Annotated in this window: 29 protein-coding genes; 2 read left to right on the top strand and 27 right to left on the bottom strand. The window is 52.2% G+C overall.

What is annotated here, in order from left to right:
- Positions 1-15 precede the first annotated feature (15 nt).
- The 23 genes from rplX to fkpA form a co-directional block, all read right to left on the bottom strand.
- On the bottom strand, positions 16-327 hold the full coding sequence (gene rplX / locus VV869_RS11610; RefSeq protein WP_255389257.1) for a 50S ribosomal protein L24: 312 nt from the start codon (positions 325-327) through the stop codon (positions 16-18).
- Between the two features lie 12 nt (positions 328-339).
- Positions 340-711: a 50S ribosomal protein L14 gene (gene rplN, locus VV869_RS11605; RefSeq protein ID WP_261601589.1), complete on the bottom strand. Its 372-nt coding sequence runs from the start codon at positions 709-711 to the stop codon at positions 340-342.
- Positions 712-874: 163 nt separating this feature from the next.
- The gene (rpsQ, locus tag VV869_RS11600) at positions 875-1,129 is read right to left on the bottom strand and encodes a 30S ribosomal protein S17 (protein ID WP_337735075.1); all 255 of its coding nucleotides are present in this window, start codon (positions 1,127-1,129) and stop codon (positions 875-877) included.
- Positions 1,129-1,320: a 50S ribosomal protein L29 gene (gene rpmC / locus VV869_RS11595; RefSeq protein WP_261601587.1), complete on the bottom strand. Its 192-nt coding sequence runs from the start codon at positions 1,318-1,320 to the stop codon at positions 1,129-1,131. The genes rpsQ and rpmC overlap by 1 nt, the downstream gene beginning before the upstream one ends.
- Positions 1,320-1,730 carry a 50S ribosomal protein L16 gene (gene rplP, locus VV869_RS11590; RefSeq protein ID WP_047885224.1) on the bottom strand — a complete coding sequence of 137 codons (411 nt, stop codon included), beginning with the start codon at positions 1,728-1,730 and terminating at the stop codon, positions 1,320-1,322. The genes rpmC and rplP overlap by 1 nt, the downstream gene beginning before the upstream one ends.
- Before the next feature lie 11 nt (positions 1,731-1,741).
- The gene (gene rpsC / locus VV869_RS11585; protein ID WP_337735074.1) at positions 1,742-2,431 is read right to left on the bottom strand and encodes a 30S ribosomal protein S3; all 690 of its coding nucleotides are present in this window, start codon (positions 2,429-2,431) and stop codon (positions 1,742-1,744) included.
- A gap of 19 nt (positions 2,432-2,450) precedes the next feature.
- On the bottom strand, positions 2,451-2,783 hold the full coding sequence (gene rplV, locus VV869_RS11580; protein ID WP_255389251.1) for a 50S ribosomal protein L22: 333 nt from the start codon (positions 2,781-2,783) through the stop codon (positions 2,451-2,453).
- A 14-nt stretch (positions 2,784-2,797) separates the two neighbouring features.
- Positions 2,798-3,076 (bottom strand): 30S ribosomal protein S19, encoded by a 279-nt coding sequence (gene rpsS / locus VV869_RS11575; RefSeq protein ID WP_007469141.1) that lies wholly within the window; start codon positions 3,074-3,076, stop codon positions 2,798-2,800.
- 20 nt (positions 3,077-3,096) lie between these two features.
- Positions 3,097-3,921 carry a 50S ribosomal protein L2 gene (gene rplB, locus VV869_RS11570; protein ID WP_337735073.1) on the bottom strand — a complete coding sequence of 275 codons (825 nt, stop codon included), beginning with the start codon at positions 3,919-3,921 and terminating at the stop codon, positions 3,097-3,099.
- 18 nt (positions 3,922-3,939) lie between these two features.
- A complete protein-coding gene (rplW, locus tag VV869_RS11565) occupies positions 3,940-4,242 on the bottom strand; it encodes a 50S ribosomal protein L23 (protein WP_261601583.1) in 303 nt (100 codons plus the stop codon).
- Positions 4,239-4,841, bottom strand: coding sequence for a 50S ribosomal protein L4 (gene rplD, locus VV869_RS11560; RefSeq protein WP_337735072.1), 603 nt, complete (start codon positions 4,839-4,841; stop codon positions 4,239-4,241). Before rplD ends, rplW begins: the two co-directional genes overlap by 4 nt.
- 16 nt (positions 4,842-4,857) lie before the next feature.
- Positions 4,858-5,487, bottom strand: coding sequence for a 50S ribosomal protein L3 (rplC, locus tag VV869_RS11555; RefSeq protein ID WP_337735071.1), 630 nt, complete (start codon positions 5,485-5,487; stop codon positions 4,858-4,860).
- Between the two features lie 16 nt (positions 5,488-5,503).
- A complete protein-coding gene (gene rpsJ / locus VV869_RS11550) occupies positions 5,504-5,815 on the bottom strand; it encodes a 30S ribosomal protein S10 (RefSeq protein ID WP_005302781.1) in 312 nt (103 codons plus the stop codon).
- A gap of 508 nt (positions 5,816-6,323) precedes the next feature.
- Complete coding sequence (locus VV869_RS11545) at positions 6,324-6,512, bottom strand: (2Fe-2S)-binding protein (protein WP_337735070.1); 189 nt, start codon at positions 6,510-6,512, stop codon at positions 6,324-6,326.
- Positions 6,513-6,775: 263 nt separating this feature from the next.
- Positions 6,776-7,960 carry an elongation factor Tu gene (gene tuf, locus VV869_RS11540; protein ID WP_107193913.1) on the bottom strand — a complete coding sequence of 395 codons (1,185 nt, stop codon included), beginning with the start codon at positions 7,958-7,960 and terminating at the stop codon, positions 6,776-6,778.
- 101 nt (positions 7,961-8,061) lie between these two features.
- Entirely contained in the window at positions 8,062-10,158 is a 2,097-nt protein-coding gene (gene fusA, locus VV869_RS11535; protein ID WP_337735069.1) for an elongation factor G, read from the bottom strand.
- Between the two features lie 90 nt (positions 10,159-10,248).
- Positions 10,249-10,719, bottom strand: coding sequence for a 30S ribosomal protein S7 (gene rpsG / locus VV869_RS11530; RefSeq protein WP_337735068.1), 471 nt, complete (start codon positions 10,717-10,719; stop codon positions 10,249-10,251).
- 98 nt (positions 10,720-10,817) lie between these two features.
- A complete protein-coding gene (rpsL, locus tag VV869_RS11525) occupies positions 10,818-11,192 on the bottom strand; it encodes a 30S ribosomal protein S12 (protein WP_004399892.1) in 375 nt (124 codons plus the stop codon).
- A 176-nt stretch (positions 11,193-11,368) separates the two neighbouring features.
- Complete coding sequence (gene tusB, locus VV869_RS11520; protein ID WP_337735067.1) at positions 11,369-11,662, bottom strand: sulfurtransferase complex subunit TusB; 294 nt, start codon at positions 11,660-11,662, stop codon at positions 11,369-11,371.
- A 7-nt stretch (positions 11,663-11,669) separates the two neighbouring features.
- Complete coding sequence (gene tusC, locus VV869_RS11515; protein WP_337735066.1) at positions 11,670-12,026, bottom strand: sulfurtransferase complex subunit TusC; 357 nt, start codon at positions 12,024-12,026, stop codon at positions 11,670-11,672.
- A 23-nt stretch (positions 12,027-12,049) separates the two neighbouring features.
- Positions 12,050-12,442, bottom strand: coding sequence for a sulfurtransferase complex subunit TusD (gene tusD / locus VV869_RS11510; RefSeq protein ID WP_261601575.1), 393 nt, complete (start codon positions 12,440-12,442; stop codon positions 12,050-12,052).
- Entirely contained in the window at positions 12,439-13,161 is a 723-nt protein-coding gene (locus VV869_RS11505; RefSeq protein WP_261601574.1) for a helix-turn-helix transcriptional regulator, read from the bottom strand. The genes tusD and VV869_RS11505 overlap by 4 nt, the downstream gene beginning before the upstream one ends.
- A 229-nt stretch (positions 13,162-13,390) precedes the next feature.
- On the bottom strand, positions 13,391-14,203 hold the full coding sequence (fkpA, locus tag VV869_RS11500; RefSeq protein WP_337735065.1) for an FKBP-type peptidyl-prolyl cis-trans isomerase: 813 nt from the start codon (positions 14,201-14,203) through the stop codon (positions 13,391-13,393).
- Positions 14,204-14,391: 188 nt separating this feature from the next.
- Between fkpA and VV869_RS11495 the strand changes: the two genes are divergently transcribed.
- Together VV869_RS11495 and VV869_RS11490 are read left to right on the top strand one after the other, a co-directional pair.
- Complete coding sequence (locus VV869_RS11495) at positions 14,392-15,369, top strand: WD40 repeat domain-containing protein (protein ID WP_337735064.1); 978 nt, start codon at positions 14,392-14,394, stop codon at positions 15,367-15,369.
- 17 nt (positions 15,370-15,386) lie between these two features.
- A complete protein-coding gene (locus VV869_RS11490; protein ID WP_261601571.1) occupies positions 15,387-15,608 on the top strand; it encodes a SlyX family protein in 222 nt (73 codons plus the stop codon).
- Between the two features lie 104 nt (positions 15,609-15,712).
- Here VV869_RS11490 and slyD read toward each other — a convergent pair whose 3' ends face one another.
- From slyD to kefG, 4 genes are all read right to left on the bottom strand, one after another.
- On the bottom strand, positions 15,713-16,261 hold the full coding sequence (gene slyD / locus VV869_RS11485) for a peptidylprolyl isomerase (protein ID WP_261601570.1): 549 nt from the start codon (positions 16,259-16,261) through the stop codon (positions 15,713-15,715).
- A 125-nt stretch (positions 16,262-16,386) separates the two neighbouring features.
- Positions 16,387-16,596: a YheV family putative zinc ribbon protein gene (locus tag VV869_RS11480; RefSeq protein WP_337735063.1), complete on the bottom strand. Its 210-nt coding sequence runs from the start codon at positions 16,594-16,596 to the stop codon at positions 16,387-16,389.
- A gap of 42 nt (positions 16,597-16,638) precedes the next feature.
- On the bottom strand, positions 16,639-18,444 hold the full coding sequence (kefB, locus tag VV869_RS11475) for a glutathione-regulated potassium-efflux system protein KefB (RefSeq protein WP_337735062.1): 1,806 nt from the start codon (positions 18,442-18,444) through the stop codon (positions 16,639-16,641).
- Positions 18,434-19,024, bottom strand: a complete 591-nt coding sequence (kefG, locus tag VV869_RS11470) for a glutathione-regulated potassium-efflux system ancillary protein KefG (protein ID WP_337735061.1) — start codon at positions 19,022-19,024, stop codon at positions 18,434-18,436. The genes kefB and kefG overlap by 11 nt, the downstream gene beginning before the upstream one ends.
- Positions 19,025-19,252: the final 228 nt, after the last annotated feature.

Genomic DNA, 19,252 nt, shown 5'->3' with positions numbered 1-19,252 from the left:
TGTACTACTCCAGAATTACTTGATAGTTTCGCCAGTCGATTTGAAGAAACGAACTTTTTTGCCGTCTTCGAATCGGAAGCCTACACGGTCCGCTTTACCTTCACCGTTTACGATTGCAACGTTAGAAGCGTCGATTGCTGCTTCTTTCTCAACGATGCCACCTTGGATGCCCATAGCCGGTACAGGCTTCTGGTGCTTCTTCACAAGGTTGATACCTTCAACGATGATTTTACCGGTTGCTAGAACCTTAGATACTTTACCTTTCTTACCTTTGTCTTTACCAGTAAGAACGATAACTTCGTCGTTACGACGGATTTTAGCTGCCATTTGAATTACTCCTTACAGTACTTCTGGCGCTAGTGAAACGATCTTCATGAACTTGTCGTTACGAAGCTCACGAGTCACAGGGCCGAAAATACGAGTACCGATTGGTTGCTCAGTGTTGTCGTTCAACAATACACAAGCATTACGGTCAAAACGAATGACAGAGCCGTCTGGACGACGTACGCCTTTACGAGTGCGCACAACCACCGCTTTCAGTACATCACCCTTTTTTACTTTACCGCGTGGAATTGCTTCCTTAACAGTAACTTTGATGATGTCACCGATATGTGCATAGCGACGGTGTGAACCACCCAGAACCTTAATACACATTACGCTACGAGCGCCGGAGTTATCGGCAGCTTCTAGCATACTTTGCATTTGGATCATGTTAGTGCTCCGCTAATTTTAAACATCTAGACCCATCACGGGTCGCATTGCCTTTTCTACAAAGGCGGCGAATGATAACACTCTTTTCGCCCGATGGGTAGACAAAAAATAAACGGCCCCAAAGTTTTTCGGGGCCGCTCAGTTAGGATGTTGTCAAGTTCGCTTAGATGCGAGCTTTCTCAACTACGCGAACCAGAGTCCAAGATTTAGTCTTAGACAGTGGACGGCACTCACGAATTTCAACAGTATCGCCTTGGCCACACTCGTTGTTTTCGTCGTGTGCATGCAGTTTAGTCGTGCGAGTGATGTACTTCCCGTAGACTGGGTGTTTCACCTTACGCTCGATTGCAACAACGATAGACTTGTCGCCTTTGTTGCTAACTACACGACCTTGCTGAGTACGAATTTTCTCGCTCATTATGCGCCAGCCTTCTCAGTCAGAACGGTTTTAACACGTGCGATATCGCGACGTACAGCTTTCAGAGTGTGAGTCTGCTGTAGTTGACCAGTCGCAGCCTGCATACGCAGGTTGAACTGTTCGCGCAGAAGGCCCACAAGCTCAGCATTCAGCTCTTCAACGCTTTTAGCGCGCAGATCTTGTGCTTTCATCACATCACCGCCTTAGTTACGAATGTAGTCTTGATAGGTAGCTTACGTGCAGCAAGATCGAATGCTTCACGAGCCAGTGCTTCAGGAACACCATCCATTTCGTACAGAACTTTACCTGGTTGAATCTGGGCTACCCAGTATTCAACGTTACCTTTACCTTTACCTTGACGAACTTCAAGAGGCTTAGAGGTAATTGGCTTGTCTGGGAAGATGCGAATCCAGATTTGACCTTGACGTTTAATGTGACGAGTCATAGCACGACGAGCCGCTTCGATTTGGCGAGCAGTGATACGACCACGGCCAACAGCTTTCAGACCAAATGTGCCGAAGCTTACGTCAGTACCGTTCGCTAGACCGCGGTTACGACCCTTATGAGTCTTGCGGAATTTAGTGCGTTTAGGTTGCAGCATCGATAAACTCCTTATTTACGGCCTTTGCGCTGCTTCTTAGGCTTGTCAGCCTTTGGCTCAGCAACTGGCATGCCGCCCAGAACTTCACCTTTGAAGATCCAAACTTTAACGCCGATTACACCGTATTGGGTGTGAGCCGAAGAAGTTGCGTAATCAATGTCAGCACGTAGAGTGTGCAGAGGCACACGACCTTCACGGTACCACTCTGTACGTGCGATTTCAGCACCGCCAAGACGGCCGCTTACTTCTACTTTGATACCTTTCGCGCCAAGGCGCATAGCGTTCTGAACCGCACGCTTCATAGCACGACGGAACATCACACGACGCTCCAGCTGAGACGAAATGCTGTCTGCAACCAGTTGACCGTCTAGCTCAGGCTTACGTACTTCTGCGATGTTGATCTGAGCTGGTACACCAGCGATCTTCGCAACGTGAGCGCGTAGTTTTTCTACGTCTTCACCTTTCTTACCGATAACAACACCTGGACGAGCAGTGTGAATAGTCACACGGATGCTCTTCGCAGGACGCTCGATAACGATGCGTGACAGAGACGCTTTAGATAGTTCCTTAGTCAGGAACTGACGTACCTTGAAGTCGCCGTCTAGGTTGTCAGCGAACTCTTGGCTGTTAGCAAACCAAGTGGTATTCCATGGCTTAACGATGCCAAGACGAATACCATTAGGATGTACTTTTTGACCCATTGCTTTCTCTCCTAGTCTCTTAGCGGTCTGCTACAACAACAGTGATGTGGCTAGAACGCTTCAAGATGCGATCGGCACGGCCTTTAGCACGAGGCATAATACGCTTCATGGTAGGACCTTCGTCAACGAAGATTTTCGCAACATTCAGATCATCGATGTCTGCGCCTTCGTTGTGTTCTGCGTTAGCGATAGCAGATTCCAGAACTTTCTTGATCAGATCAGCAGCTTTTTTGTTGCTGAACTGTAGAATTTCTAGAGCTTGTGCAACTGGCTTGCCGCGCAGTTGATCTGCAACCAAACGTGCTTTCTGCGGTGAGATGCGAGCAAAGCGATGTTTAGCGATAGCTTCCATTACCTATACTCCTCTTAGCGCTTCTTAGCTTTCTTATCCGCAGCGTGACCGCGGTAAGTGCGTGTTGGTGCAAATTCGCCAAGCTTGTGACCGATCATTTCTTCAGAAACGAAAACAGGAACGTGCTGACGACCATTATGGACAGCGATGGTCAAACCGATCATCTGAGGGATGATCATTGAGCGACGGGACCAAGTCTTAACAGGCTTCTTGTCACCGCTTTCCACCGCTTTCTCTACCTTCTTCAGCAAGTGCAGGTCAATAAAAGGACCTTTCTTGAGAGAACGTGGCATGGCTTATCCTCTGATATAAATTACTTGTTACGACGACGTACGATGTACTTGTCGGTACGCTTGTTCTTACGAGTCTTGTAACCCTTAGTCGGTACGCCCCATGGAGTCACTGGGTGACGACCACCAGAAGTACGACCTTCACCACCACCGTGTGGGTGGTCTACTGGGTTCATTACAACACCACGTACGGTTGGGCGAACACCGCGCCAACGTGAAGCACCGGCTTTACCCAGTTCACGTAGCATGTGCTCTGCGTTGCCAACTTCACCTAGAGTCGCGCGACCTTCGGCCAGAACTTTACGCATCTCACCAGAACGTAGACGCAGAGTCACGTAAGTGCCTGCACGTGCAACGATCTGAGCATAAGCACCTGCTGAACGAGCCAGCTGAGCACCTTTACCTGGCTTCAGTTCAACACAGTGTACAGTTGAACCTACTGGGATGTTGCGCATTGGTAGGGTGTTACCAACTTTGATCGCAGCATCTGCGCCAGACTGGATAGAATCACCAGCTTTCAGACCTTTCGGTGCGATGATGTAACGACGCTCACCGTCTGCGTACAGAACCAGAGCAATGTTTGCGCTACGGTTTGGATCGTATTCTAGGCGCTCAACTTTCGCTGGGATACCATCTTTAGTACGTTTGAAGTCGATGATACGGTAAGCATTTTTGTTACCACCACCGATGTGACGTACTGTGATACGACCATTATTGTTACGACCACCAGTCTTAGATTTTTTCTCAGTTAGTGGCGCGTACGGCTTACCCTTATGCAGGTCAGAGTTAACCACTTTAACAACGTGGCGACGACCTGGGGAAGTCGGCTTACATTTTACAATAGCCATTCTTCTTTGCTCCTAGTCTTACTCTGCACCGCCAGCGAAGTCGATGTCCTGACCTTCTTTCAAGATTACATACGCTTTTTTCCAGTCGCTACGACGGCCTTCACGCATACCTTGACGTTTGGTCTTACCCTTGGCAACAAGAGTATTTACAGACTTGACTTCAACCTCGAACAGTTTTTCAACTGCTGCTTTGATCTCTTTCTTAGTTGCGTCTTTCGCTACTTTGAAAACGATAGTGTTACCGTTTTCAGCAGCCATAGTCGCTTTTTCAGAGATGTGCGGAGCACGTAGAACTTTTAGAATCCGCTCTTCAGTGATCATGCCAGCATCTCCTCAACTTGTTTAACTGCATCAGCAGTCATCACAACTTTATCGAAAGCAATCAGGCTAACTGGATCGATTGCCTTAGCGTCGCGTACGTCAACCTTGTACAGGTTGCGCGCTGCCAGGAACAGATTCTCATCTAGTTCGCCAGTTACGATCAGTGCATCAGTCAGCTCAAGCTCTTTCAGCTTAGCAACCAGTGCTTTAGTTTTAGGTGCTTCAACTGAGAAGTTGTCAACAACGATCAGGCGCTCTTGACGAACCAGCTCAGACAGAATGCTCTTCATAGCACCACGGTACATTTTCTTGTTAACTTTCTGGCTGTGGTCTTGTGGACGAGCAGCGAAAGTTACACCACCGGTACGCCATAGTGGGCTACGGATTGTACCTGCACGAGCGCGGCCTGTACCTTTCTGGCGCCATGGCTTCGCGCCACCACCAGAAACGTCAGAACGAGTCTTCTGAGCACGAGTACCTTGACGAGCACCTGCTGCGTATGCAACAACTACCTGGTGTACAAGCGCTTCATTGAAATCACGCCCAAAAGTAGTTTCGGAGACAGTTAGCGCGTCAGCGCCTTTGACTACCAATTCCATTACTAACTCCTTGACGTTACGCTTTAACAGCTGGTTTAACGATCACGTTGCCACCTGTCGCACCTGGGACTGCACCTTTAATGAGCAGCAAGTTACGTTCAGCGTCAACACGTACGATCTCTAGGTTTTGAGTCGTTACACGCTCAGCACCCATGTGACCAGCCATTTTCTTGCCTTTGAATACGCGACCTGGAGTCTGACATTGACCGATAGAACCAGGAGCACGGTGAGACAAGGAGTTACCGTGGGTCATATCTTGAGTACGGAAGTTCCAGCGCTTAACAGCACCTTGGAAACCTTTACCCTTAGATGTACCAGTAACGTCTACTTTTTTAACTTCGTTGAACAGCTCAACAGTCAGCTCAGCGCCAACAGCGAACTCTTCGTTGTTTTCCAGACGGAATTCCCAAAGACCGCGACCTGCTTCAACACCTGCTTTCGCAAAGTGGCCAGCTTCTGGCTTAGAAACACGGTTAGCTTTCTTAGTACCAGTCGTTACCTGGATTGCGTTGTAGCCGTCAGTGTCTACAGATTTAACCTGAGAAACACGGTTCGCTTCAACTTCAACCACAGTCACTGGGATAGAAACGCCATCTTCGGTAAATACGCGGGTCATGCCCACTTTACGACCGATTAGACCAATCATTCTCTTATCTCCCCGATTAACCTAGGCTGATCTGAACGTCAACGCCAGCAGCTAGATCTAGACGCATTAGAGCATCAACAGTTTTGTCTGTTGGCTCAACGATGTCGATAAGGCGCTTGTGAGTACGGATTTCGTACTGGTCACGTGCAGTCTTATTTACGTGTGGAGAAATAAGAACAGTGAAACGCTCTTTGCGAGTAGGCAGAGGGATTGGACCCTTCACCTGAGCACCGGTGCGCTTGGCTGTTTCTACGATTTCCGCAGTAGACTGGTCGATCAAACGGTGATCGAAAGCCTTTAGGCGGATACGAATACGTTGGTTCTGCATGAGACAGAGCTCCAATTAAAAAATTTACACAAACAATATCGCCACTCAGACTCGTTAAGACGAGAGAATGCCGATTGATTTATGTGAACGTAGTGTCCCTATCGGACACATTGTCAGCCAATTAAATGACTGCGAACATAAGTCAGAGTATACATTATTAAGCTGTCTAACAGCTTCTTCCTCAACGCTTATTGGTTCACAACTGCAGTTAAGAGAATCAATATCTCAGGCAGTGGCGAGCATTATACAGATCACATTTTTCAGCGCAACCCCTTGGGTGAAATATAATCATAATGCGGAATGCGGAATGCGGAATGCGGAATGCGGAATGCGGAATGCGGAATGCGGAATGCGGAATGCGGAATGCGGAAAAGTATGGATTGAGCGTTAACGCGTCAAGCGATGCCGCGCGAGCATGCGATAAAACCGGGGCCATAAACAGTACGGCCGCGGCGACCATCAAATGTGTCCCACCAACGAACTGATTTCGGTTTTCTCGCTGCGAGAATTAGCTGGCCTGTTGGTACGTTTTTGCCACGGTGTCTTCTATCACCTCTTTGGCGGTCCGAATGCACTTGCCGCACTGCGAGCCCAGGGGCGTGATCTGGCGAATCCCGCGAACATCAGTGATCCCGTGCTCCAGGCTGAGTTTCATGATTTTTTTATCGGTGATTCCGTGACACAGACAAACGTACATTCTTGTTCCAACTTTCTTGATGACCTGGAAAATATAAACAAGAATAGTTTTCATTACCACCCTTTTCTGTCCCACTTATTAGATGCTTTTGCTCTTAATACCGATGAAATATTCTAAATAATAATATACAAACACCAATGTATACCTATATGTACTATTAAACATGCCATCCGATAAGCCAGTGTCCGTGCATCGGTTTTACGCGATCAAAAAAGGGAGCCGAAGCTCCCTTTTTTCAGGTATGTCTTTAAGACAATCGCAAATTAAGCGATGATCGAAGCAACAACACCAGCACCAACTGTACGGCCACCTTCACGGATTGCGAAGCGCAGACCTTCGTCCATCGCGATTGGCGCGATCAGAGTTACAGTCATAGATACGTTGTCGCCTGGCATTACCATCTCTACGCCTTCTGGCAGTTCGATAGTACCGGTCACGTCAGTTGTACGGAAGTAGAACTGTGGACGGTAGCCTTTGAAGAACGGCGTGTGACGGCCACCTTCGTCTTTCGACAGAACGTAAATTTCTGAAGTGAAAGTAGTGTGTGGAGTGATTGAACCTGGTTTAGCCAGAACCTGACCACGCTCAACTTCGTCACGCTTAGTACCACGCAGCAGAACACCAACGTTCTCACCGGCACGGCCTTCGTCCAGAAGCTTACGGAACATCTCAACGCCAGTACAAGTAGTCGTGATAGTATCTTTGATACCAACGATTGCTACTTCGTCACCTACGCGAACGATACCTTGCTCAACACGACCAGTTACAACAGTACCACGGCCTTGGATTGAGAATACGTCTTCGATTGGCAGGATGAACGGCTTGTCGATTGCACGCTCTGGCTCTGGGATGTAAGAATCCAGTGCTTCAGCCAGCTCAACGATTTTCTCTTCCCACTGAGCTTCGCCATTCAGCGCGCCCAGAGCAGAACCCATGATTACTGGGCAGTCATCGCCTGGGAAGTCGTACTCAGACAGAAGTTCACGAACTTCCATCTCAACCAGCTCCAGCAGCTCTTCGTCATCAACCATGTCACATTTGTTCATGAACACGATGATGTAAGGGATACCAACCTGACGGCCTAGCAGGATGTGCTCACGAGTCTGTGGCATTGGGCCATCAGTAGCAGCAACAACTAGGATACCACCGTCCATCTGAGCAGCACCGGTGATCATGTTCTTAACGTAGTCGGCGTGTCCTGGGCAGTCTACGTGTGCGTAGTGGCGAGTAGGAGTATCGTACTCTACGTGAGAAGTAGAGATTGTGATACCACGCTCACGCTCTTCAGGCGCGTTATCGATAGATGCGAAGTCACGCGCTGCGCCGCCGTATACTTTAGCCAGTACAGTACAGATAGCAGCAGTCAGAGTAGTTTTACCGTGGTCAACGTGGCCGATAGTACCAACGTTAACGTGCGGTTTCGTACGTTCAAATTTTTCTTTAGACACGATCGTGTTCCTTCCTAGTTAAGATGCGCCCCCTACTAGGTCAGGGGGCGCGTCCGAAGAGTGTATTCTATGCGTCAACGACGATTGACGCAATATTCAAATTAAGAGCGTTCGGCAACAATTCGATCGGCAACATTCTTAGGAACTTCAGCATATTCACTGAACTCCATTGAATAGGATGCACGACCCTGAGTCGCTGAACGTAGGTCGGTTGCGTAACCAAACATCTCTGCCAATGGAACCTGGGCACGGATGATCTTCAGACCCGCAGGGCCCTCATCCATCCCTTCGATCATGCCGCGGCGACGGTTCAGGTCACCCACAACATCACCCATCCAATCTTCCGGTGTGGTTACTTCAACTTTCATCATTGGCTCAAGAATAACAGGGTTCGCTTCAAGCGCCCCTTTCCTGAAGGCCATTGAGCCCGCGATCTTAAACGCCATTTCGCTGGAGTCAACATCGTGGTAAGAACCGTCGAACAGTGTCGCTTTGACATCCAGAACCGGATAACCAGCCAGAACACCGTTATTCATCTGCTCTTCGATACCTTTGGCAACAGAGCTGATGTATTCTTTCGGAACCACACCACCGACGACTTCATCGACAAAGACAAAACCTTCGCCTTGCTCTGACGGCTCAATTTTCAGCCAGACATGACCATACTGGCCACGACCGCCGGACTGACGTACGAACTTGCCTTCAACTTCCGTCTTCCCGCGAATGGTTTCACGGTACGCAACCTGAGGTTTACCCACGTTACATTCGACGCTGAACTCACGCTTCATACGGTCAACGATGATGTCCAGGTGCAGTTCACCCATACCAGAGATCAGTATCTGACCGGTTTCATCATCCGTCTCAACGCGGAACGATGGATCTTCTGCGGCCAGTTTACCCAGCGCGATCCCCATCTTTTCCTGGTCCGCTTTCGACTTCGGCTCAACAGCAATCTGAATCACCGGCTCCGGGAACTCCATTCGTTCCAGGATCACGTGATGGTCCGGATGACACAGGGTATCCCCGGTGGTGACGTTCTTCAGACCGATTGCTGCTGCAATATCGCCCGCGCGAACTTCTTTGATTTCTTCACGCTTATTCGAGTGCATCTGTACGATACGACCGAAACGCTCACGCTTCTCTTTGACAGAGTTGTAAACCGTATCCCCGGAGTTCACCACACCAGAGTACACACGCATGAAAGTCAGAGAGCCCACGAACGGGTCTGTTGCGATTTTAAACGCCAGCGCAGCAAAGGGTTCTTCGTCGCTGGAATGACGTTCAATCTCGTTTCCTAGTTCGTCTTCACCGCGGATCGATTTCACGTCCGTTGGCGAAGGCAGGAATTCAACCACAGCATCGAGTACTGCCTGAACCCCTTTGTTCTTAAATGCTGAACCACAGGTTGCCAGCACGATCTCGTTCGCCAGCGTACGCTGACGCAGACCGGCTTTAATCTCGGCTTCAGACAAGTCACCTTCTTCCAGGTACTTATCCATCAGCTCTTCAGAAGCTTCTGCCGCAGATTCCACCAGGTTCTGACGCCATTCCTCGGCAAGCTCGACCATATCCGCCGGAATGTCCTCATAGGTAAATGTCATACCCTGATCGGCTTCATTCCAGTTGATGGCCTTCATCTTGATAAGGTCAACAACGCCTTTAAATTCTTCTTCAGCACCAATGTTCAATTGGATTGGCACTGGGTTCGCACCAAGACGGTTTTTAATCTGCTCAACCACGCGCAGGAAGTCGGCACCGGCACGGTCCATCTTGTTTACGAATACCATGCGAGGCACATGATATTTATCAGCCTGACGCCATACAGTTTCAGACTGAGGCTCAACCCCGGAAGAACCACAGAACACGACAACTGCACCGTCAAGCACACGCAGGGAACGCTCTACTTCAATGGTGAAGTCAACGTGTCCCGGAGTATCGATGATATTTACGCGGTGTTCAGGAAACTGCGCTTCCATACCACGCCAGAAGGTCGTCGTTGCAGCAGAAGTGATGGTGATCCCACGCTCCTGCTCCTGCTCCATCCAGTCCATGGTAGCTGCGCCGTCGTGAACTTCACCGATTTTGTGAGACAGGCCTGTATAAAACAGGATACGCTCGGTCGTTGTTGTTTTACCGGCGTCAACGTGAGCACAGATACCGATATTGCGGTAGCGCTCGATAGGCGTTTTACGAGCCACGGCTGTATCCTCTTGCGAAGGGGGGCCTTAGAATATGGTTCAGGCGCAGCAAGCCAAGCTTGCTGCGCCCAATTTTTATTACCGGGGTGATTACCAGCGGTAATGTGCGAACGCTTTGTTCGCTTCTGCCATACGGTGAACGTCTTCACGTTTCTTAACAGCAGAACCTTTGTTGTCAGCGGCATCCAGCATTTCAGCAGCCAGACGACCAGCCATAGATTTTTCACCACGCTTACGCGCAGCTTCAACCAACCAACGCATAGCCAGCGCGTTACGACGTACTGGACGTACTTCAACTGGTACTTGGTAAGTTGAACCACCCACACGGCGAGACTTAACTTCTACCGCTGGACGAACGTTTTCAAGAGCTTTTTCAAAGATAGCCAGGTGTTCTTCACCAGAACGCTCAGCCATTGTATCCAGTGCAGTGTAAACAATTTTCTCTGCAGTAGATTTCTTACCGTCAACCATTAGGATGTTGACGAATTTTGCCAGCAGTTCAGATTTGAACTTTGGATCTGGAAGGATCTTACGCTGACCAATTACGCGACGACGTGGCATGGATATTCTCCGTTGTCTTCTTCAGGTTTTATCCAAAACTTTTCAGTTTTTTCAAAATTACAAATAATTTAGTGTTTGGCCTTACTTAACGGATTCCATTAAGACTTAGGACGCTTCACACCGTACTTAGAACGACCTTGTTTACGGTCATTAACGCCTGCACAGTCAAGTGCACCACGAACAGTGTGGTAGCGAACACCTGGAAGGTCTTTAACACGACCACCACGGATCAGAACAACACTGTGCTCTTGAAGGTTGTGGCCTTCACCGCCGATGTATGAAGTTACTTCGAAACCGTTCGTCAGACGAACACGGCACACTTTACGTAGTGCTGAGTTTGGTTTCTTAGGAGTAGTAGTGTATACACGAGTACATACACCACGTTTTTGTGGACACGCTTCTAGCGCAGGCACGTTGCTTTTAACAACTTGCTTTGCACGTGGCTTGCGTACCAGCTGGTTAATAGTTGCCATTAAATAGCTCCTGAAATTACTTTCGTAAGTGTGAAAAATCCGCCTCCCAACAACAGGAGGACGCGAAATTTTAGGCATCGGACCTAAGGGTGTCAAGATATAAGCAACGATCAATGGGATGATCATTTCTTAGACAATCGGTCGAAGCCGTCGCTGACCCGGCTGACAGGCCGCGGCTACTCCCATTTCATCTGGGTTTCGTGGCGTATCGTTAACTCAATAAACCCTGAATAATCAACAATTTGAAACCGATCGTTCATCTGATCACGCAATCCCCGGGCGACCAGATCCGCTTCCAGTACATATATGTTTACGCCAGCCTGCGTGAGCGTTTCGGACCAGGCATTTTTTTCGATCCCGGCCACCACCGCGTCCTGGATCAACAGAATTTCATCCTGCGGGGCAAGATAACGCAGACAACGCTGCAAGGCCTGGCTCTGAAACGGGGAGGTCATGATGGTATGGAGCATAGAGTCCTCAGAAACTTAGCACGCGCTGGCATTGATGCAATTGAGCACTGAGTGCCTCTGCGCTCAGCAGTTCGGTATCAATCAACAGGGCCGCCGGATCGATCCCCCGCTCGGCAAGTGACTGCCGGCACACATAGACCTGTTCAATATCGTACAGTTCCAGCATCTTGAAGGTGGCAATATAGTCCCGGCACAACACTTGCTCCGGCTGTTGGCCTGCCAGCAGCTGAAACACGCCGTCACCGATAAAAAATACCTTGATGTCTTCACTATAGGCGGAAGTCGCCAGCACTGCATCAAGCCCTTCGCGGCCGCTGCTGCTGCCATGGGGGGCGCTGTGAAAGACAAAGCCTAATGATTTCATGCACTGCTCTCGCATCGCTCAATTTAAAACTGGATCACCCGATCCGCGGTTAATAGGGCTTCGGACAACCCGCCGAGTCCGGCCTGTTCAAAACCGGCCGCCAGATTCTGACCCGGCAACTGATTCTGGGCCGCTTCCTGCTCACCGACAATGCCACGGCGCAGCGCCGCGGCAACACAGGTCTGTAATTCAATTTGATGCGCTGCGGCCAGCTGCTGCCAGGCCGCGACCAAATCGAACTCGTCGGAGGCCGGAGCCGACAACGCCGAGCCGTTATACACTCCGTCCCGGTAGAAAAATATCCGGGTCAAGCGGTGCCCTTCGGCCAGAACTGCCTGTGCAAACTGATAAGCCGTGCGGGCGGCCTGGGTCCCGTATGCCGGTCCGTCCACCACCAGCACATAGTTCAGGCTCATTTCTCGCCATCCTCGGTTTTGCGCTGACGGATATACAGGTACACCGTATGCTTGGAAATGTTCAGCCGCTCCGCCACCCGGTTGATGGCATCTTTGATGTCAAAGATGCCCTTGTCATACAGCTCCATCACAATCTGACGGTTCTTGGCGTTGTTCGAAACATTCTTGTCGGCATTGATCTCTTCAATCGTTCGCTCAACGGTCTGATCCACCAGCTCATCCACGTCGCTGGCAAAGTTCACGCTGGACGCCGCTTGCTTGGCTTCATCAGTCGGCATGAACGATTGCAGGATCTGGGAGAACGGCGCGTCAAGATTGACGTTGATGCACAGCAGGCCGATGATCCGATCCTCGCCATTGCGGATCGCAATGGTGATCGACTTCATCAAAGCGCCGCCTTTGGCACGGGTGAAATAGGCCCGGGAGAAATTCCGCTCAGAGCCTTCGATATCACGCAGCATCCGCAGCGCCAAATCTGTGATCGGCGAGCCGACTTTCCGCCCGGTATTTTCCCCGTTGGCAATTTTAATCGCGGAGGTGTTCAGATCGGCCAGCGAGTGCAGCACGATCTCACAAAACGGGCCGATCAGGGCAGCCAGCCCGTCGACGACCGCTTCATACGAGCGCAGAACGATATAGTCATGTTCGGTGAAGGCCCGCGCTTCAATCAGGTCACTTTCCACCATGACGTCAGAGCCAAAGTTATCTGTCGAAACCACTTGTCATCTCTTCCTTGCAGAGCCCGATTCATTTATTTTCAGCACCCTTCCTGGTGATGAAAATAAATACATGGGGAATGAATTCAAATCTTTCTAGCAAGTTTATCAGAATACTGACAGCGGCCTGAACATTTATCTCCTCACGGGTATCGCGCTTTGAAATAAAAAACCCGGCCTGAGCCGGGTTTTTCGTTCCTTGGGGCCACTGGCGCTCTGCGTCCGGACTCCCTTACTGGGTTGCTGCGTCGCCGGCTTCCGCCTGAGGCGCTTTAGATTTCACGATATCCAGCAGCTCAACCTCAAACACCAGCGTCGAGTTGGCCGGAATGCTTGGGTTTGCCTGCGAGCCGTAAGCCAGCTCCGGCGGAATGACAAACTTGAACTTCGAGCCGACCGGCATCAGCTGAACGCCTTCGGTCCAACCCGGGATCACCTGGTTCAGCGGGAAGGTTGCCGGTTGGTTGCGCTTATACGAGCTGTCAAACTCAGTACCGTCCGTCAACGTGCCTTTGTAGTGCACTTTCACGGTGTCGGTTGCCTGTGGCTTCTCGCCTTCACCCTGCGTTTCTACCTGGTACAACAGGCCAGAATCCGTCTTCATGACGCCATCTTGCTTTTCGAACTCGGCGCGGAACTCATCGCCGGCCTTGCTGTTCTTGTCCGCTTCTTCCTGCGCCTTGGCCATCATCATCTCAGACACACGCTTGTCCAGATCCTGCAGCGCCTGTTGGGTTTCTTCCGGCGTCAGACGGCTGTTCCCGGCAAACACATCACGCACCCCGGCCAGCACCTGATCCCGATCCAGCGTCATGCCCATCTCTTTTTGCTGATCCAGATTCGCCGATAGATATTGCGCCAGCGAAGCACCAATCGCATACGCGGCTTTATCGTCCTCAGACGCAAACGCTGTTGCTGCATCAGATGCGACCTGCTCCACCTTGGCAGGGGCTTCAGGTTTTGCTTCGGCCGTTTTCTCATCTTGGCAGCCTACAGCCAGTAGGATTGTCGCAGCCAAAACAGACATCTTTAGAACAGGTTTCATGTATTTCTCCATCATTTACTGAGGGGATGCCTCAAATTTATCTCCGGCTTTCCGCAATGGGTGTGAAAAGCGCTCTATATCAATATACTAATAGCAACCGGAGTAAGTCACTGCCTTATTCATTTTTAATCAGTCACTTACTCCAACTGCCGAATCTATCGCTCGCCCAACAACCGGAACCTGACGTAATGCGTAAAAAAATTCCAGTCTTAAGCATTATTTTGGCACTGTTCATCCTGACCGGCTGTTTTTTTTCAGGTTCTGAAACTCAGCGCTGGGAGCTGGCTCCCGAAGGCGCGACCAGCTTCAGCCTCAGCCGGGATGGCCGGTTTGCCCTTTTTCATACGACGCATCAAGGTATCGTGCTGTGGGACTTACAGCAAAACAAAAGGTTAGCTGATTTTGGTTCTCAAGATCTACATCACAATCCGGTCCTGTCGGGCCGGATATCCGACAACCACCGTTTCGCCATTACGGCCACCGCGCAAAATTTTGCGGTCTGGGACCTGGCCTGGGGGCAGTCCGACGGGCTCTGGTCGGTCTCCGACGGAATCATCCGCGATGTCGATATCGCCAATAACGGCCAGCATGTCCTGCTCGGGTTATCGAACGGGAAGGCGATGTACGTCGACTTAGGCACCGGTCGTCGCCTGGAGTTCCTTGCCCACCGGGAAAAAGTCAATTCTGTCGCCCTGTCAGCCAATGGCCAGTATGCCCTGTCCGGCGGCAATGATCACAATGCCTACCTGTGGGATACCCAAACCGGCCAGGTGATCTACCAGTTTGCCCACAATTCGCGGATCAGCCGGGTGGCCCTGCAACGCGATGGCAAGCTGGCCCTGACGGCCGATGGCGGCAATGACATCTATGTGTGGCGCCTGGATTCCGGGGACAAACAGGCCGAGCTGGCGGTCCGCCTGCGCCAGCAAAACCTCTCCAGCGCCCGGTTTTCCGATGACGGCCACTGGCTGGCGACCGGCACCCCGGCCCGGCGCGTCGAGCTGTGGGATACGGCCACCGGCGAAAACCTCGGTCGCTGGGAGGCCGCCCCGCAACAAGACACTCGACCCCCGGCAGCAGTGGTGTATGATGTCGCCATTACCCCAGACGGGCAGGTGATCTCCGGCACTTCCGCCGGTATTGCCCAGGCCTGGACCACAAAATAACGGACCCCTTTTGCCCTATGACCGAGATTGAAAAATTACAGGCCCAGATCGATGAGCTGGAAATGAAGCAGGCGTTTCAGGAGCAGACCATTGAAGAGCTCAACCAGGCGTTAACCCAGCAGCAGTTTGCGATCGACAAAATGCACACGCAACTGCAGTTCCTGGTCGGAAAAGTCAAAGGGATGGAGCCATCCAATATGGCCAGCGAGTCGGAAGAAACCCCGCCGCCGCATTACTGAGCCGTTGCTCCCCCACCCGCATTTCAAGGCGGATTTCAAGGCATAAATGGATCAAAAAAGGAAGCCGAGGCTTCCTTTTTTCATGCTTGGCTAAACCCGATGGCTTAGTGCGAGCAGCAACCACCTTCGTGGTCATGATCGTGACCGTGGTCGTGATCACCGCAGCTGCCGCCACCGCAGCAACCGCCACCCTGGTGGATGTGGCCGTGGGCGATTTCTTCTTCAGTCGCTTCACGCAGGGCAACAACTTCTGCAGCGAACGTCAGCGTCTGGCCAGCCAGCATGTGGTTGCCGTCAACCACCACGTGGTCGCCATCAACTTCAGTGACTTCAACCGGGATCGGACCCTGATCAGTATCCGCCAGGAAGCGCATACCCACAGTGATTTCGTCAACGCCCTGGAATACATCTGCAGGAACGCGCTGAACCATTTCATCCATGTGCTCGCCATAAGCTTCTTCCGGAGCAACGGTCACTTCGAATTTCTCGCCGGCTTCACGACCTTCCAGTGCCTTCTCCAGACCCACGATCAGGTTGTTGTGGCCGTGAAGGTAATCCAGTGGTGCTTCAGCAGTTGACTGATCGACTACCACGCCATCTTCAGTTTTCACTTGATAAGCCAGGCTTACTACGATGTCTTTAGCGACTTTCATGTTCACTCCAATATCGGATGTTGAGTGAGTATCGGCCTTGCGGCGCTCGCCAGCCCAGCCGTACCCGGTGTAAATCTTCCCGCATCATAACGGATAAAGGGGGCCGGATGCCAATCCCCACGTTGTTATTCCGGTTTAAAAATCCCAATTACTTGATCTTTGGTTTGCTGCGACAGCTGCTCGCTGGCTTCCACCGCCTGCGGCGCCCGGCTGTCGCTATAATCACAGGCGACACACTCCACCCGCTCAATCTCATGTTCCTGCCACCAGCGCAGGGTATCCTTCTGCTGGCATTGCGGGCAAACCGCACCGGCAATAAATCGTTTCTTTGCCATCACCCAATTCCTTGTTCACCGGCTGCTCCAGCGCAGCCTTGGTTAATCCCAGCCGTTGTGCCGCTCTCGCTCACCGCGCATTTCCCGATCGAAGATCTCTTCCAGCTCCTTGCGGGCTTCTTTGGCCCGCGAGGCTAAGTGGACGTCCTCAGAGTGCTGCGGCAGCAAATCACGCAGAGCCGTTGTATCCAGTTTACGAAAATGCGCCTCAGCCCGCTGAGCCTTATACGGGTGCATGCCGAGAGATATAAGGGCTTGGCGCCCCAAATCAAGGGCTCCGGCAAAGGTTTCCCGCGAGAAGTGTTCCACCCCGTGCCCCAGCAACTGATGCGCCTCCACCCGGCTGCGGGCCCGGGCCAGGATTTTGAGCTGGGGAAAATACTGCTGACACAGCAGCACCACTTTCATCACCTCATCCGGCTCATCGGTACAGATAATAATGGCTTCAGCCTTATCGGCCCCGGCAGCACGCAACAAATCCAGCTGCGTCGCATCGCCATAATAAACCTTATAGCCGAATTTGCGCAGAAACTGGATCTGACTCGGATCCCGTTCCAGCACCGTGACCCGAATTTTGTTGGCAAACAGCAACCGCCCCACCACCTGGCCGAAGCGGCCAAACCCGGTGATGATCACCCGCGGCTCGCGATCAATCACATCGCTTTCCATCGTCTCCTCAGCTTCGGCCTTGAAAGTACGGGTGAACCATTTCTCCTGCAACAGCAGTACCAGCGGGGTAGTCATCATGGAGATACTGACCACCACCAGCAAAAACGAAGACAACTGCGCCCCCAGTAGCCCCTCGCCCATCGCCGCCGTAAACAGGACAAAAGCGAATTCCCCGCCCTGGCTGAGGATCGCCGCCATCTGGCTGCGCGACTTGGCGCGGATCCCGAACAGCCGGGCCAGGCCGTAAAGCAGCAGGCCCTTCACGCACACCAGCGCGATCACCGCCGCCAGGATCTGCAACGGATACTGCAGCAGCAGCCCCAGATTGACCGCCATCCCCACCGAGATAAAAAACAGGCCGAGCAATAAACCTTTAAACGGCTCAATGGCAATTTCCAGCTCGTGACGGTACTCACTCTCAGCCAGCAGCACCCCGGCAAGGAACGTCCCCAGCGCCATCGACAGGCCGAGCGACTGCATCCCCAGCGCAATGCCGATCACCAACAGCAGGGCCGCGACGTTAAACAGCTCCCGCACCCCACTGACCACCACCCAGCGAAACAGCGGCCGGAGCAGGAAATGGCCGCCGACCAGCAGGGCCACAATCCCCCCGATCATCCAGGCAAAATCGAGCCAGCTCCCCCCGCCGCCCCCGGCCAGCGCCGGCAGGACCGCCAACATCGGGATCACCGCGATATCCTGAAACAGCAACACCGCAAACCCGGCCTGACCGGTTTCACTGCCGCCGAGGCTCTGCTCTTCAATCACCCGCAGGGCAATCGCGGTCGAGGACAGTGCCAGCCCCATTCCGACCACCAGCGCATCACGCCAGCTGATCTCCGGGAAATAATGGCTGCTGGCCATCACCAGCGCCGCAATCACCGCGCTCGTCACCACCACCTGGCTCCCGCCAAGCCCGAGGATCGGCTTGCGCATCTGCCACAGTTTCTTGGGATTGAGCTCCAATCCAATCAAAAACAGCAGCAGCACCACCCCAAATTCGGAAAAATGCAAAATCGCATCGACATCGGAAATCAGCCTCAGCCCCCAGGGGCCAATCGCGATCCCCGCCAGCAGATAGCCCAACACCGATCCCAGGCCCAAACGCTGAGCAATCGGCACCGCGACTACAGCCGCCGCCAGAAAGACCACACTGACCGACAATACATCACTCGCCATCTGCCACCTCCTGCGCCGTGTGGAAAGGGTCCGCCAGCCAGGCCCGGTAAGTGGCCACATGCTGGGCCAGCTCCAGCGCCGGGATCCGCCGCGCCCAGTGCAACGTCAGCGGCTCAATCCAGCTCATCTGGCACAAGTCAGCACACAGCTCGAACGGACGCAGGATCTCCGCCACCGTACAGCGGTTGTAGCCATCCGGGGTATAGGCTTCCGCCGCCCCGCCGGTCGTGATCACCGAACGCCAGTGCTTGCCAATGGTGTCCGTGCCATCGCCATGGGCAAAGCCCTTGCTCAGCACGGTATCAATCCACTCCTTGAGCAGCGACGGGCAGGAGTACATATAGAGCGGGTGCTGGAACACAATGATGTCATGCTGGCGGATCAACTGTCGCTCCTGGCTGACATCAATAAAGAAATTCGGGTAGGTTCCGTAGAGATCGTGAATGGTGACATGCGGCAGATCCGCGATCCCGCGGATCATGGCGCGGTTCGCAACCGATTCCTGAGGATCCGGGTGGGCATAAATCACCAGGATCCGCGGCGGCTGTGGGTCATGGTTTGGTTGTTCTTGCGTGGTCATAACTTCCCTTTTCTTGACCTGCGGCGCCGGATGCAGGAAGAACGTCGATAAGGCAGCGCTCTTCCATCATACAGAAATGCGGCGCTCTGGTAGCATGAATCTGCACTCATAGCGGGATCTGTTGCAATATCGTGCGGTTCACGTCTTCAAGTTAGCAGTCCGTCAGGGTTTGGTATAGACTGCCGCTCATTTCGTGCACTTTTGCGGAGCGGGGCTACCCCGATACTG

The sequence above is a fragment of the Photobacterium sp. MCCC 1A19761 genome, from assembly GCF_037389125.1.
Taxonomy (GTDB): Bacteria; Pseudomonadota; Gammaproteobacteria; order Enterobacterales; family Vibrionaceae; genus Photobacterium.
The sequence above is the reverse complement of the archived record's forward strand: the minus strand, read 5'-3'. Positions and strand labels throughout refer to the sequence as shown.

What these genes read in the sequence shown, in the direction of transcription:
- kefG (WP_337735061.1), bottom strand. Translation starts at nt 19,024, where the DNA reads ATGACCACGCAAGAACAACCAAACCATGACCCACAGCCGCCGCGGATC.
- rpsQ (WP_337735075.1), bottom strand. Translation starts at nt 1,129, where the DNA reads ATGAGCGAGAAAATTCGTACTCAGCAAGGTCGTGTAGTTAGCAACAAA.
- rplB (WP_337735073.1), bottom strand. Translation starts at nt 3,921, where the DNA reads ATGGCTATTGTAAAATGTAAGCCGACTTCCCCAGGTCGTCGCCACGTT.
- tusD (WP_261601575.1), bottom strand. Translation starts at nt 12,442, where the DNA reads ATGAGCCTGAACTATGTGCTGGTGGTGGACGGACCGGCATACGGGACC.
- tusC (WP_337735066.1), bottom strand. Translation starts at nt 12,026, where the DNA reads ATGAAATCATTAGGCTTTGTCTTTCACAGCGCCCCCCATGGCAGCAGC.
- rpsS (WP_007469141.1), bottom strand. Translation starts at nt 3,076, where the DNA reads ATGCCACGTTCTCTCAAGAAAGGTCCTTTTATTGACCTGCACTTGCTG.
- kefB (WP_337735062.1), bottom strand. Translation starts at nt 18,444, where the DNA reads ATGGCGAGTGATGTATTGTCGGTCAGTGTGGTCTTTCTGGCGGCGGCT.
- rplV (WP_255389251.1), bottom strand. Translation starts at nt 2,783, where the DNA reads ATGGAAGCTATCGCTAAACATCGCTTTGCTCGCATCTCACCGCAGAAA.
- rpsC (WP_337735074.1), bottom strand. Translation starts at nt 2,431, where the DNA reads ATGGGTCAAAAAGTACATCCTAATGGTATTCGTCTTGGCATCGTTAAG.
- rpsL (WP_004399892.1), bottom strand. Translation starts at nt 11,192, where the DNA reads ATGGCAACTATTAACCAGCTGGTACGCAAGCCACGTGCAAAGCAAGTT.
- tusB (WP_337735067.1), bottom strand. Translation starts at nt 11,662, where the DNA reads ATGCTCCATACCATCATGACCTCCCCGTTTCAGAGCCAGGCCTTGCAG.
- VV869_RS11545 (WP_337735070.1), bottom strand. Translation starts at nt 6,512, where the DNA reads ATGTACGTTTGTCTGTGTCACGGAATCACCGATAAAAAAATCATGAAA.
- VV869_RS11490 (WP_261601571.1), top strand. Translation starts at nt 15,387, where the DNA reads ATGACCGAGATTGAAAAATTACAGGCCCAGATCGATGAGCTGGAAATG.
- rpsJ (WP_005302781.1), bottom strand. Translation starts at nt 5,815, where the DNA reads ATGCAGAACCAACGTATTCGTATCCGCCTAAAGGCTTTCGATCACCGT.
- VV869_RS11480 (WP_337735063.1), bottom strand. Translation starts at nt 16,596, where the DNA reads ATGGCAAAGAAACGATTTATTGCCGGTGCGGTTTGCCCGCAATGCCAG.
- fkpA (WP_337735065.1), bottom strand. Translation starts at nt 14,203, where the DNA reads ATGAAACCTGTTCTAAAGATGTCTGTTTTGGCTGCGACAATCCTACTG.
- rplD (WP_337735072.1), bottom strand. Translation starts at nt 4,841, where the DNA reads ATGGAATTGGTAGTCAAAGGCGCTGACGCGCTAACTGTCTCCGAAACT.
- rplN (WP_261601589.1), bottom strand. Translation starts at nt 711, where the DNA reads ATGATCCAAATGCAAAGTATGCTAGAAGCTGCCGATAACTCCGGCGCT.
- rplP (WP_047885224.1), bottom strand. Translation starts at nt 1,730, where the DNA reads ATGCTGCAACCTAAACGCACTAAATTCCGCAAGACTCATAAGGGTCGT.
- slyD (WP_261601570.1), bottom strand. Translation starts at nt 16,261, where the DNA reads ATGAAAGTCGCTAAAGACATCGTAGTAAGCCTGGCTTATCAAGTGAAA.
- rplW (WP_261601583.1), bottom strand. Translation starts at nt 4,242, where the DNA reads ATGATCACTGAAGAGCGGATTCTAAAAGTTCTACGTGCTCCGCACATC.
- rplX (WP_255389257.1), bottom strand. Translation starts at nt 327, where the DNA reads ATGGCAGCTAAAATCCGTCGTAACGACGAAGTTATCGTTCTTACTGGT.
- rpsG (WP_337735068.1), bottom strand. Translation starts at nt 10,719, where the DNA reads ATGCCACGTCGTCGCGTAATTGGTCAGCGTAAGATCCTTCCAGATCCA.
- rpmC (WP_261601587.1), bottom strand. Translation starts at nt 1,320, where the DNA reads ATGAAAGCACAAGATCTGCGCGCTAAAAGCGTTGAAGAGCTGAATGCT.
- rplC (WP_337735071.1), bottom strand. Translation starts at nt 5,487, where the DNA reads ATGATTGGTCTAATCGGTCGTAAAGTGGGCATGACCCGCGTATTTACC.
- VV869_RS11495 (WP_337735064.1), top strand. Translation starts at nt 14,392, where the DNA reads ATGCGTAAAAAAATTCCAGTCTTAAGCATTATTTTGGCACTGTTCATC.